Raw genomic sequence first — 12,638 nt, 5'->3', positions numbered from 1 at the left:
TATGGAGAATAATATAATTTATATGAAGGATATTGTCAAATCCTACAAGCTGGGTAAAAATAAATTGACAGTACTGAAAGAAGTATCTTTAGAAGTGACAGCAGGAGAATTTGTTGCCGTATTAGGGCCTTCCGGTTCGGGAAAATCAACGCTTATGAATATCATTGGATGCATTGATGTGGCAGACTCTGGGGAATACATACTAGGGGGACAGAACATTAAAGCGAGAAACGATGATGAACTGGCCCATGTTCGAAACCGGGAAATTGGATTTATTTTTCAAAGATTTAATCTTCTGCCTAAATATACAGCGATTCATAATGTAGCATTTCCACTCCTTCTTCGCGGTATAAATAAAGAAAAGGCATATGAAAGAGCAACGCTGCTATTAGAAAAGGTTGGATTAGGCGGCAGAATGAAGCATAAACCTCTGGAATTATCGGGCGGGGAGCAGCAGAGAGTATCCATTGCCCGGGCTCTTTCCGGTGAACCCAGATTATTATTGGCTGATGAGCCAACGGGAGCACTTGATTCAAAAACAGGCAGAGAAATAATTGATATGTTTTCGGAATTAAGCAGGGAAGGAAATACGATCGTAATGATTACCCATGATTTAGGTGTAGCAAAAGAGGCAAAAAGGATTGTTCGTGTAAAAGATGGAAAGATTGTTGAAGAATAGCTATGGATAAACAATCCATCTGATACAGGCAATTCTATATTGGGGAGGAACCATATGAATGAGGCAAGAATTCTTGTGGTAGATGATGAAGAAAAAATGCGTCATGTGATTCAGCTTTATTTGTCTAAGGAAGGATATGCGATTGAGACAGCAGCCAATGGCAGAGAGGCCTTGGAAAAGGTGGATGAAGGAAAATACGACCTCATATTGCTGGATGTTATGATGCCTGAAATTGATGGGTGGACAGTTTGCAGAAAAATACGTCAGGAATCAACAATTCCCATTATATTGCTTACTGCAAGAGGTGAGGAATACGAAAAAATTTTTGGTTTTGATTTGGGTGCAGATGACTATCTGACAAAACCTTTTAGTTTAAAAGAAATGGCCGTGAGAGTACGGGCTGTATTAAAACGCTATTTGGAACCAAATGGAAAGCAGCAGAAAGATATAAAGGCCGGGGCTTTACAAATCAAAGCCATGTATAAACAAGTCTTATTAGAAAGTCAGGAAGTTTTATTAACACCTAAAGAATACGAACTGCTTTATTTTCTTGCAAGAAGTCCACAGATTGTTTATTCAAGGGAGCAACTTTTAAATCATGTCTGGGGTTATGATTTTATCGGAGATGCGAGAACCGTGGATACGCACATTAAGCAGTTGAGAGAGAAATTAGGTGAGTATAAGAAATATATACAGACCGTTTGGGGAACCGGGTATAAGTTTAAGGTGGGTTATGAAAATGAAAAGCATACTGAGTAAATTATGGTTCGGTATTACGGCTGTAGTATTGCTCATATTATTAATCATTTGGTTGTTTCAGATTAGTTTTTTAAATGAATTTTATATTAGGGAAAGAAAAAGCATTCTGCTGAATGAAGCACAAAAGCTAAGGTCATTGATGCTGGAATCTGATGATAGCAGCGCAATATCTCAGGAAATGCTGGAAGAGATTCAGCACTTTACAACTTCTATTAATGCGATTGTTATGATTGTTGATAAAAAGAAGGATATCTTATTTGTAAATACTCCTGGCCGCATCTTTATCAATAATAGAGAACCAGATAAAAATGACCGGAGATTCCTTGCCCCGGTTTTGGGTGATAAGACAATCGAGCGCTATATTGCACAGGGAGAGCCTTTTGTGATTCAAAAAATGCATTCTAGATCCCCGGAAGGGTCTGTAATTGTAGGTGTGCCTGTTTTTCGGGCAGAGGAACTGGTGGGAAATGTTGTGATCTTCACAGCTTTAGCACCGATCGAAGAAGCTACAAGTATTCTGAAAAAACAATTATCCATTATTACGATTTTTTCATTGTGTATAGGGACTGTATTAGCTTTGTCGCTGGCGAAGTTTTTTGCTAAGCCCATTGTGAATATTATTGATGCTTCAAAGCGGATCGCCAAGGGAGATTTTTCAGTAGAGATCCTCCATTCCTCCAATGATGAAATCGGAGTGTTGGGGGAAACCATTAATGATTTGGCAAGACAGCTGGATAAAATTGAACAACTGAGAAAAGACTTTATTGCCAATGTGTCTCACGAGCTAAAGACGCCTATTAGTTTAATCAAAGCTTATGCTGAGGTGGTAAAGGATGTGGATAATTTCGATGCAGAGGATAAAGAACAATACCTCCAAGTAATTATCGATGAATCTGACCGGTTAAATAATATGGTGGAAGATATTCTCTATTTATCAAAAATGGAATCCGGATACTCAGATTTAGTATATGAAAAATTTTCATTACAAGAAATTTTAGATTATATTATTGAGAAACTCTCTTATTTTGCATCAAAAAATGATATTGAGATTGTTTTAGAAATGGAAAGTCAAAATCTTCTGATCTATGCAGACAAGAATAAAATCTATCAAGTTTTCTACAATATTATCGATAATGCGATCCACCATTCTTATAATCATGGAAGAATAATCATCAAAATCTGTGAGAAGGATGATGTGATGCGGGTTGAGGTTATTGATAATGGAAAAGGAATTCCTAAAGAAGACTTGCCGTATATATGGGATAGATTCTACAAGGTAGATAAATCAAGAAAGCGAGACAGCAGCGGTACGGGGCTAGGGATGGCAATCGTGAAAAACATACTGCAAGCCCATAAATTTCCATTTGGAATAGAAAGTGAAGTAAATAAGGGAACTGTGGTTTGGATAGAAATGCCCAGCCCCGAATTAATTTAAAGAAAAAATCAAATGAAGTGTGAAGAATCGCCACCTGTGAAAAATCAGGTGGCTTTGCTGTTAAGAGAAATAAGTAAAAGAATTTTTTATGTTTAGAAATTTAAAAGTGTCTTTGCAAAGTCGGGAAACGAAAATGAAATATGAAAAAAATTAGATCTATATTTAGTGAATAAAAGGAATCGGAAGATAAAAGAGCAAAATAGCAAAAAATAGATATATTTTGGAACTATTGATAAAAATCTGAAAATTGATACATTTTTTTGTTCGTAATATAATAACATATAATAGTTTTTACATTTTTGTAATATTTTAAGGAAGGAGGTTTAGAGAATCATCCATCGTCAGAAGAGCGATATGTTTAGGGGATTTATTTATTCAATTATAACTATTATTTTGGCGATTGGGATGCTGTCAAATTTATTCCAAGCTTAATAAAATAAAATAAGAAAGGGTGAAATTATGTCTCAAAACAGAGATCAATGGGGTTCCAAAATAGGTTTTATTCTTGCAGCAGTTGGTTCAGCAGTAGGATTAGGAAATATTTGGAGATACCCATACTTACTTTACTCCAGTGGTGGAGGCGCATTCTTAGTTCCTTATTTCTTTGCATTATTTACAGCGGGTATTCCTCTGATGATTCTTGAATACAGCTTTGGACACAAGTTTAAGGGGTCCACGCCTTTGGCCTTAGCAAGAGCCAATAAAAAATGGGAATGGCTGGGCTGGTGGCCGAGTTTTAACTCTATCGTTATTTTAACTTATTATTCTATGATTTTAGGTTGGGCAGTGAATTACTTGTTCCTAGCCTTTACACAAGCGTGGGGTTCTGATCCAAATGGATTCTTCTTTGGTGAATTCTTAAGCTTATCCAGTGGTCCTTTTGAACTCGGCGGAATCAAATGGCCGATATTCTTCGGTATTTCTTTAATATGGTTTATTAACTGGTTTATTTGCTACCGTGGTGTTTCCGGTGGTATTGAAAAAGTGAACAAAGTATTACTGCCAACCCTTATTGGTATGATGGTGCTGATCGTAATCAGAGGAATTACATTACCAGGTGCAGTTGTAGGTTTAAACAAATTATTTACTCCTGATTGGGCTAAAGTGATGGATCCAAAGGTATGGATTGCTGCTTATGGACAAATCTTCTTCTCTTTGAGTTTGGCCATGGGGGTTATGATAACGTATTCCAGTTATTTGCCGGAGAAAACAGATATTGTAAACAGTGCTTTTATGACTGCATTTGCAAACAGTGGATTTGAATTCTTGGCAGCTATCGGGGTATTTGGTATTCTAGGATTTATGGCAACAAGCCAGGGGGTACCTGTAGAAGAAGTTGTTACAGCTAGTATCGGGCTTGCTTTCGTAGCGTTCCCTAAAGTATTTGGACTGATGGGACCTTTAGGTGTAGTATTCGGCGTAATCTTCTTTACTTGCCTTGTTTTTGCAGGTATAACCTCTTCTGTATCCATGGTTGAAGCCTTTGCATCAGCAGTAATTGATAAAACAGGGGCCAGCAGAAAGAAAGTAGTTAATTATACGATTGGAATCGGGTATTTAGTAGGGATCCTATTCGCAACAGGTGCTGGTTTGTATTTCCTGGATATCATTGACCACTTTATCAACTCTTATGGTATTGTTTCCGTTGGATTAGCTGAAGCGGTGTTGATTGGATGGGTATACGGTGCACACAAAATCAGAGAACATGCGAATCCAATTTCTATCTATCCCGTTGGCAAGTGGTGGGATGTTATGGTTAAGTTTGTAACACCAGCCGTGTTGGTGTATATGTTGATTTCTAACTTTGTACTAGAAATGAAAGCACCTTATGAAGGATATCCAACATCTGCATTGTTGTTATTTGGCTGGGGTGTAGTAGCAGTAATTATTGCAATATCCTTCTATGTATCGTCAAAACCTTGGAAGGAAGGCGCATTGTCTTATAACGCCGAGGAGGTGAAATAGTATGAGTGCAACATCCATTATATTTTTCTTGTTTGGTGCAGTAGTACTATGGGGAGGATTGGCTTTTACATTGAGCAAAGCCCTCAAAGATAAATAGAATACGGAACGAAAAAGGAGATGCATTTGCATCTCTTTTTTTATTTGAAGAAAGCCTATAGGACTTGCGCACCAATCAGGTCTGTATTGTTCTAGTCATCTCGTACGAAATTGTTCTGATAGGCTAGGAATCGATGCAGAATTATTGTAAACTTATAAATATACTTTTTAACTTGATAGGAAATATAAGAGTAGGATCAGGACCAGGGGGAGGGACATAGGATGAAGAGAATGGCCGTTACAAATCTAAAAGATGGAATGCGGATTGCAAGGGAAATCGCATCGCCAACAGGAATTCTTTTAATTGCAGCAGGTACAGAAGTTAACCAATTTACCATTAACCGGCTAAGAAACTTAGAAATTGAATATGTGTATATTCATGAAGAAATAGATGCTACTGCTGCTATTGACTATAATAAATTGAAGATTCGATATGGCAACTTAGTTCAAAAGCTAAAATATACCTTCCGAACTCTTCGTTTTGGTCAAAAATATATTGCAGATGAACTAGATCTGAACATTGACCAGCTTATTGAAGAGTTGGTTAAGAGCAATAATTTGATGGCTTGTTTAAAAGTAATCGATAAAAAAGATGAAGGACTCTTCTTTCATTCTGCAAATGTTGCCGTTACATCTGTTTTGATAGCTAAATGGTTGAATTTATCCGATGAAGAAATAAAGCGAATTGCTTATGGTGCGCTTTTTCATGATATCGGAATGACAAAGATAGGAGACTATTTAATTGAAAAAACCTATCATAGCGGTTATCGATTAGATCGTGATGAAGAAATGAAGATAAAAAAGCATAGTGTGTATGGTTATCAGTTGCTGTCAGAGGTTTACGGACTTTCAAAAGATGTGGCTTTGATTGCATTACAGCACCATGAGGCCATGGATGGCAGCGGGTATCCCTTGAAAATTAAGGTCGGCAATATTCATCCTTTCTCTAGAATTGTTGCCATTGCGGATTTATATGATAATCTCATTTCAGGAAGAAATGGGAAGCTATACGGCTACTTTGAAGCGTTAGAGTATATTTTAGATGCGAGATTCCAGAAGATAGATCATGGGTTAGCTTTATTGTTTGTTAAAAATATGGTTAACTTCTATATTGGCAATCGCGTTTCACTAAGCAATGGAAAAGTAGGGGAGGTAATCTTTATTCATAACAATCACCTAACCCGGCCTGTTATTCGGACAAAAGATAGCTTTGTAGACTTAACAGAGAATAAAAACATACAAATTTTAGATGTTGTGATGTTATAAAAAGCAGTAAAACCCGGATTTTCCGGGTTTTACTGCTTTTTATAATAGCTTTCATAGATTCTTTTATACAGCAGATTATCTCCCATATAATTTTTCAGGTATTGAAGCAGCTGCTCCTGGTGACTGCCCGCAGCTTCCAGCATTTTATCTGCTGCAAAATCAATGATTACTGGTTCCTCACACTCTGAGATTACCTCGAAAATCTCAGCGAGATGTTGAGCCAAGCGGGAGGTTAGATCACTCCCTGTTTCATCATCTGGTACGATTTTGTTTTCTGCCATAGTATGAATGGCATCGCAAAGAATCCATGCTGTGCCTTCAATGGTTTTTGTAAGGTTATGGTAATGCTTTTGATCATCGATTTCATGCTTCATTTTATCCGCTCCTATCTTCCTACGAACATTTGAGTAGCCAATTTACCGTATTGAGAACCTTCTCGAACGCCGATGCCAACATGGGTAAAGTTTGGATTGAGAATGTTGTCACGGTGCCCTTGTGAGTTCATCAGTGAAGTATGGGCGCCTTGTATCGAAGGATTTCCTGCAAGGTTTTCTCCTGCGTAAATGTAGTGGATGCCAAATTGTTTCATCATATCAAAGGGACCGCCATAAGTAGGAGAATTGTGACTGAAATAATTGTTGTCAATCATATCCTGAGATTTCAATCTTGCTACCTTGGTTATTTCCATATCAACCTTTAAGGGATTTAGTCCTTTTTTCACTCTTTCTGCATTCAGCATTCGAAGCAGTTCTTCCTCATTGGGGGTAAGCCTTGCAATATTTTCAGTTTGTCCAACCATACTGGGAACTTCAATATGGGGCTGGGCATCTTTGGGCTCTACAGCTCCGATTTGTCCTTGATCGCCTTCAATAACATACCAGTTGTTGGATTCTCCTACAACATTATAAATACTATCTTGTGGAAGGCTGGCAATGACAGGGGAATTGACACTGTGTCCGGAACGCAATGGGGCATTGTTGTTTATGATTCGAATTTGTTGTACAGCACCTTTTTGAAAAATAGAAGAGGCTTGTGGATCAAGCATGGGGCGCTGCTGGGGTTGGACTGGTGCACAGGCCGTGGCAAACAGCAGCAAAAGGGCCAATATCCCTATTGTTTTTTTCATTTTTTTCATCACCTCAGTAATAGTATTACCGGGGCATTTTTAAAAATTTACTAAAGAACATCAGGAGGAGATTTCATATATTACCATAAATGGAAAAATATAGTGTGATCATCCACACTATATTCTGTATTTTTTTAATTCAAGTTTTAGATTGCCGGTTAGACTATCCAACTGCTGAATATAGTCAATCAAATCGCTGATACGGCTGGAATATTGAATAACATTGGCACTCATTTCTTGAGATGCTGCGGAATTTTCTTCTGCAATTGCTGCAAGCGAATGAATGTTTTGGAACACATCGGATATTTTTTGTGCTTCAAAGGAGAGTGCGTCTACCAGTTCAATAATTTTTTTAGCAACATCAGTAATTTCCGTAGTAGCTTTCTCATTGTCCTTTGCCACTGTACCTAAGGTTTTATTGCTATTCTCCAACCGCTGGAATTGATTGGCCACCTGCTCAATCATTTTTGTTACGTCCGCAATAAATGATAATAGACCCTCGTGAATCGTACTTACTGCATTTTTTGAGTCCTCAGCTAGATTTCTGATCTCTTGGGCTACCACCGTAAAGCCTTTACCCATTTCACCTGCCCGTGCAGCTTCAATGGCGGCATTCAAGGCCAATAGATTTGTTTGGTCAGAAATCTGTGCCACGGTTGTGACGATCTCCATGATGCCATGGGCCCGTTTTGACAGATCTTCACCTTGCTGATTTACTCTAGAAAAGTCATCTTTGATCTCTAGTAATGTAGCAGCGATGGTCTGAATCTGACCAAAAGATTTTCGAATATCAGCTACAGCGTTTTCTAATTGCTTTTGACTTAGGACTTCTTCTTCTGCCAATCGATTTAAGTTGTCAATATTTTCATTCAAAACATATACGGATTTCTCTGTTTCCTCGGCTTGATGCACAGCACCGCTGGCAACTTCTTGTACTAAGTCTGATATGCCTTGAGATACTTCTTTCATGTCTTGCGCAACCTGAGAGAATTTCATGGTAAAATTGTGCATATCATCGGTACCGCCTTTGAGGAACAGAAAATCTTTTTTCATTTTTTCTTTGATAACATTTAGATCGGCCATATAATCTTCCAGATGGTCTCCCGTCCGAATAGAGAGGTTTCCTTCAAAATCCATATCCGATAATTTGCTCAGCTGATCTTGAATTTTCTGGAAGGGAGCCAATACAATACGGCTAAAGAGCAAAGTTGTACCAAAAATGAACCCTGTTGATAGAAGTACCTGTATCGCCTGGTCTCTTCCAAAGAGGATGAACAGCAGCATTGCAGAAAGTATTGTAACAGAAACAGTGATTTTGAAAGGCAAATTGCGGATGATGCCAAAAGAGAGTATCCGGCTGAGGGGATATTGTATCGTTGTCCGGGTATCCTTTTCCAGACGAATTTTTATACGCATAAAATGCCTGCCATCCTGATGCATACCCTTTTCTAAGATTTCTGTTTCGATCTGCTCTTGGAAAAAAGCAGCACTGCCTTCTAGAAGACCAAGAAAATAATCAAACATACCTCGCTTTGATTCGTAGAGAATTTCTATAGTTTTTTCACCTATTTCCCTGGCAATCAGCCGAGGCGGATTTGCGCCTTTAATCATTTTCGTTAATTGACTATGCACATCGTCCATCATCATTAGAAAGCTTTTTAAACTAAAGCGTTCAAAGTAGGAAGGAAACCATGTGCGAAAGGTTTCAATATTACTCTTGCCAATTTCTCTCCAGACCTTTTCCGTAGACAGTCCAACAGCGGAAGCTACTTCACGGATAATTGCCATAGGTTCTTGATCGGGAACGTCTTCAAGAGGGGTAATCACCCGGTCTGTTTCCCAACCGGCCTTGGCAACAGCCCGGTCAATAATTTCTTTCCCGTAAAGCTTTTCCAGACTTTTAATCCAAGTAGATACGACAGTACCTTTCATATGTATTTTCCTCCTAGGGTGCGAATATTCTTACTTATTATAAACTCATTATATTATATTAGACATATTATGACAATAAAGTTATAAAGCTGAAAAAATAATAAAAATATGAATAAAAAGTTTAATAATGGGAAAATTAGATAATGAAACAAGTTATGGTTTAAAAGTCTATTATGACTTTTAAATACACCTTATTCCCACCCACAACTCATCAATAAGAAAAGAGCAGCCGAAGTGCTGCTCTTTTCTTATTAAATAATATAGATACAGTATAGTTTGGGTAAAACTGTAAAAAATAAAAAGCGAAGAGAGGTGGTTAAAAATGAGATTGTGGATGCCCCAGCGTGTGTACTTTGAGCCCTCAGCTTTAGACTATCCTATGGGAAAGCAAATTTACAATTATTGCAAAGAAAAGGAGATACCTATATTGCAGACAACTTCTCACAATCAAGTGCGGGGAATTCCCGGAGAGACAGAAAAAGCCAGGTACGCCAATGCAAGAAAAACACTGGTTGTGGGAGTAAAAAAAGCAATGAAACTGGATGTCTGCAAACCTTCAGCACACTATCAGTTTTCTCTAATGACTAATTGCCCTGGAAACTGTGAATACTGCTATCTATTTACTACCCAGGGAAAGAAACCCTATGTGAGAGTATATGTAAATCTAGAAGAAATTTTTCAATCCATTGAAAAGCATATCGAAAATAGGCTGCCTCAAACCACACTGTTTGAAGCAGCCAGCACAGGTGATCCACTGGCAGTTGAACATATAACCGGTGCATTGAAAAAAACAATTGAATATTTTGGAAGCTTGGAAAAAGGGAGATTGCGCATTGTAACCAAATTTTCTAATGTAGAAAGTCTGCTGAATGCAAATCATCAAGGACATACAAGATTTCGATTCTCTATCAATACGAACTATGTGATTAGTCAATTTGAGCATAACACCGAGGAGCTTTTCAATCGATTACAAGCAGCAGAGAAAGTTGCCAGAGCAGGGTACCCCTTGGGCTTTATTATTGCTCCGATTATGAGGCATGAGAATTGGAAGGACGAATATGCCCATATGATCCAGGCGTTGGATCACTATAAGGTATTTCACGGCAAAAGCCATATTACCTTTGAACTGATTCAGCATCGCTTCACAAGAAATGCAAAGAAAATCATTCAAGAACGCTATCCAAATACAAAGTTAAACATGAATGAAGAAGAGAGAATAAGAAAGTTTGGAAAGTATGGACGTGTTAAGTATGTTTATCCAAAAGATGAGGCGCTGGAAATGAAGGAATATTTATCTTACTTAATACGCAGTCATTTTCCTAATGCACATATCCAATACTTTACTTGATTGAGAAGATTTGTGCCATTTATCCTGTTGTGTTAAAATAAAAATGTCTACGAAGAGGCTTGCTGATAATTTGAGATAAAAGGAGGAACAAAGATGAGCTACATATTTAGTGGGAATAGAAAAGTAGTGGATGAAGATATTAAAAAAATAATACAAGAGACTACAGAATTCGATGTGACGACAGATATTTCTACGCGAACAAAACGAGAGGACGTTTTAGCCTTTATTCTACAGTGTGATGCAGACGCATTAAAACAAGACATAGAAGCAGAGGATTTAGAGATAGATATTGAATCTGACGAAGAAGCCTATATTTCAGAATTAATGAATAAGGCAGATGAATATGCAGTAGAGATTGAGGAGAATCTTCCGGAAGATCTGTTGGCTTATTATTATGCCTATGAATACGATGAGGATGAGGGTGTGATAAAAACGATTTTAGTAGTTTCTTCCGATGAATTAGGAGAACTAAAACTTCGTGAAGTGGGAAACCGCCTGATTACTGTTGTTGGAGATTAATGAACTGAAATGAAAAACTATAAGACTGCTGAAAATAATCAGTGTCTTATAGTTTTTTATTTTTACGGGAAAGCTAGAAATAAGACGTTTAGATCCAAGTTGGAGTGATAATAATGAAGAAGTTTATTTTAATGCTAGCCAGTGTGATTTTGATCATCTATATGGGAATGCAGGTTGATGTAGAAAAGCTATATCCGGAACGAGATGAAAAAGCACCGATTTATTTAAAAGCTATAGAAGATGAGGCATATTCTATGAAAGTTCGTCAGCAGATTCAGACTGTGATAGACCAATATACCGACAGTATGCTGAAAAAAGATGCACCGATGTTGATGCAGCAGATTTCTAGGGAGTATAGAGATGACCAGACAAGGGATTATCAATTACTGGAAAGTACGATTAAGGCGGAACTCAACAATCAGGGGTATGTACAATTAGACTATAAGATTCAATTAATTTATCCTACAGCACAGGGAATTCTGGTAAGGATGGAAAAACAATACGGGCAGGAAATCCAAGGAGAAAAAATTTCCAAGAGGCTTATGGAAGATTTCTTATTTATTCAGGAGAAAGGAACTTGGAAAATCAGGGGAATTGCAACAGTAAGTAAATTAATCTAGTTAAATCCAATCTAATCTAATAGAAAGTTTATCCTTAAGTATATAAAGAAAGGATGAAACAGGTTTAAACTTAGGTATTGTATTATCGATAAATGATACGAATATCGTAATTAGCATCTGCATAATCCGTCTTAACTAAAATAGGAGAAGTTAAAACCTTATTGAAGCCCCGGTCTTCAGATTCTCCTTCACGGACTGTGATATTGAAAATATAACCATAATTATCCTCTTTTACTTCAACCTTTTTTATCGCATAATTCTTATGCTCGCCCAAAGTAATGAGGAGATAGTTTCCCGAGTCAAAATTGTTTTTGTAAAGTCCGGTACTGGGTTTCGTTTCATGAATCCAGTCGAGGATTTCCTGATCTAAGGTGGATGTATCCTCAATGATGTGAAAACCACTTAATTCACAAGCAATTTTTGTATCTGTACAGCCAATCAAGGATACTGTTCCTATAAGTCCAACTAAAAAAATAATAAAAAACTTTTTCATATAATAATACCCCCTGAGTCTCACCCATTATTAAGACGTATCAGGGGGTAAAAAGGTTTCAAAATATACCAAAAAATATTAAGGAGAATTAAGAAATCTATGTCTTAGTCTAAATCCTGAGGTAGCTCATTGGTAGAAACCATTCCATTGGAGGCATTTTGCATTAAGGTATCATTCATCGTATCATCAACCTGTCCACCAGCCAGGCCGACTCTTCTGGGCGTAGTAGTACCTAGGTTCAAATCAGTCATTGCACTTAATTCTCCTGCGATTTCTTCCCGAAACTGATTCATTGCAATTCTCGCTTCTGTTGCAGCACCTTGATTTATCATTTATAGTACCTCCCCTAATTTTAAAAATCTCTAGTCTTTAGTATTTACTGAAATGCTGCAAATTATTT

The 12,638-nt window shown here is 37.5% G+C and carries 14 protein-coding genes; 9 read left to right on the top strand and 5 right to left on the bottom strand.

Annotation, left to right across the window (positions count from 1 at the left end):
• The first annotated feature begins 1 nt into the window (after position 1).
• The 6 genes from Gferi_RS09165 to Gferi_RS09145 all read left to right on the top strand — a co-directional run bounded on the left by Gferi_RS09165 (position 2) and on the right by Gferi_RS09145 (position 6,200).
• Entirely contained in the window at positions 2–679 is a 678-nt protein-coding gene (locus Gferi_RS09165; RefSeq protein WP_169832976.1) for an ABC transporter ATP-binding protein, read from the top strand.
• A 54-nt stretch (positions 680–733) separates the two neighbouring features.
• Positions 734–1,438: a response regulator transcription factor gene (locus Gferi_RS09160; protein ID WP_069975762.1), complete on the top strand. Its 705-nt coding sequence runs from the start codon at positions 734–736 to the stop codon at positions 1,436–1,438.
• The gene (locus tag Gferi_RS09155; protein WP_069975760.1) at positions 1,419–2,873 is read left to right on the top strand and encodes a sensor histidine kinase; all 1,455 of its coding nucleotides are present in this window, start codon (positions 1,419–1,421) and stop codon (positions 2,871–2,873) included. The genes Gferi_RS09160 and Gferi_RS09155 overlap by 20 nt, the downstream gene beginning before the upstream one ends.
• 459 nt (positions 2,874–3,332) lie before the next feature.
• Entirely contained in the window at positions 3,333–4,838 is a 1,506-nt protein-coding gene (locus Gferi_RS09150; RefSeq protein WP_069975758.1) for a sodium-dependent transporter, read from the top strand.
• Position 4,839: 1 nt separating this feature from the next.
• Entirely contained in the window at positions 4,840–4,935 is a 96-nt protein-coding gene (locus Gferi_RS28070; protein WP_110940129.1) for a MetS family NSS transporter small subunit, read from the top strand.
• A gap of 221 nt (positions 4,936–5,156) precedes the next feature.
• Positions 5,157–6,200, top strand: a complete 1,044-nt coding sequence (locus Gferi_RS09145) for an HD-GYP domain-containing protein (protein ID WP_069975756.1) — start codon at positions 5,157–5,159, stop codon at positions 6,198–6,200.
• Positions 6,201–6,229: 29 nt separating this feature from the next.
• Here the strand turns inward: Gferi_RS09145 and Gferi_RS09140 are convergent, their stop codons facing one another.
• The 3 genes from Gferi_RS09140 to Gferi_RS09130 all read right to left on the bottom strand — a co-directional run bounded on the left by Gferi_RS09140 (position 6,230) and on the right by Gferi_RS09130 (position 9,258).
• Positions 6,230–6,574, bottom strand: a complete 345-nt coding sequence (locus Gferi_RS09140) for a hypothetical protein (RefSeq protein ID WP_069975745.1) — start codon at positions 6,572–6,574, stop codon at positions 6,230–6,232.
• An 11-nt stretch (positions 6,575–6,585) separates the two neighbouring features.
• Complete coding sequence (locus Gferi_RS09135; RefSeq protein WP_069975743.1) at positions 6,586–7,326, bottom strand: CAP domain-containing protein; 741 nt, start codon at positions 7,324–7,326, stop codon at positions 6,586–6,588.
• A 117-nt stretch (positions 7,327–7,443) separates the two neighbouring features.
• Entirely contained in the window at positions 7,444–9,258 is a 1,815-nt protein-coding gene (locus tag Gferi_RS09130; RefSeq protein WP_069975741.1) for a heme NO-binding domain-containing protein, read from the bottom strand.
• 322 nt (positions 9,259–9,580) lie between these two features.
• Here Gferi_RS09130 and splB point away from each other — a divergent pair, with 322 nt between their 5' ends.
• The 3 genes from splB (at position 9,581) to Gferi_RS09115 (ending at position 11,745) form a co-directional block, all read left to right on the top strand.
• Positions 9,581–10,606 (top strand): spore photoproduct lyase, encoded by a 1,026-nt coding sequence (gene splB / locus Gferi_RS09125; RefSeq protein WP_069975739.1) that lies wholly within the window; start codon positions 9,581–9,583, stop codon positions 10,604–10,606.
• A 93-nt stretch (positions 10,607–10,699) separates the two neighbouring features.
• Entirely contained in the window at positions 10,700–11,125 is a 426-nt protein-coding gene (locus tag Gferi_RS09120) for a hypothetical protein (RefSeq protein ID WP_069975738.1), read from the top strand.
• A gap of 113 nt (positions 11,126–11,238) precedes the next feature.
• On the top strand, positions 11,239–11,745 hold the full coding sequence (locus Gferi_RS09115) for a hypothetical protein (protein ID WP_069975737.1): 507 nt from the start codon (positions 11,239–11,241) through the stop codon (positions 11,743–11,745).
• Between the two features lie 82 nt (positions 11,746–11,827).
• On the opposite strand, the gene Gferi_RS09110 is transcribed toward Gferi_RS09115, so the two are convergent.
• The gene (locus Gferi_RS09110) at positions 11,828–12,238 is read right to left on the bottom strand and encodes a hypothetical protein (RefSeq protein WP_069975736.1); all 411 of its coding nucleotides are present in this window, start codon (positions 12,236–12,238) and stop codon (positions 11,828–11,830) included.
• Between the two features lie 104 nt (positions 12,239–12,342).
• On the bottom strand, positions 12,343–12,570 hold the full coding sequence (locus tag Gferi_RS09105; RefSeq protein ID WP_069975735.1) for a small, acid-soluble spore protein, alpha/beta type: 228 nt from the start codon (positions 12,568–12,570) through the stop codon (positions 12,343–12,345).
• Between the last annotated feature and the right edge of the window lie 68 nt (positions 12,571–12,638).

It is taken from the genome of Geosporobacter ferrireducens (genome assembly GCF_001750685.1).
In the GTDB taxonomy this organism is placed as follows: Bacteria; Bacillota; Clostridia; order Peptostreptococcales; family Thermotaleaceae; genus Geosporobacter; species Geosporobacter ferrireducens.
Note: the sequence above shows the minus strand (reverse complement) of the source record. Positions and strands in the feature narration are given on the sequence as shown.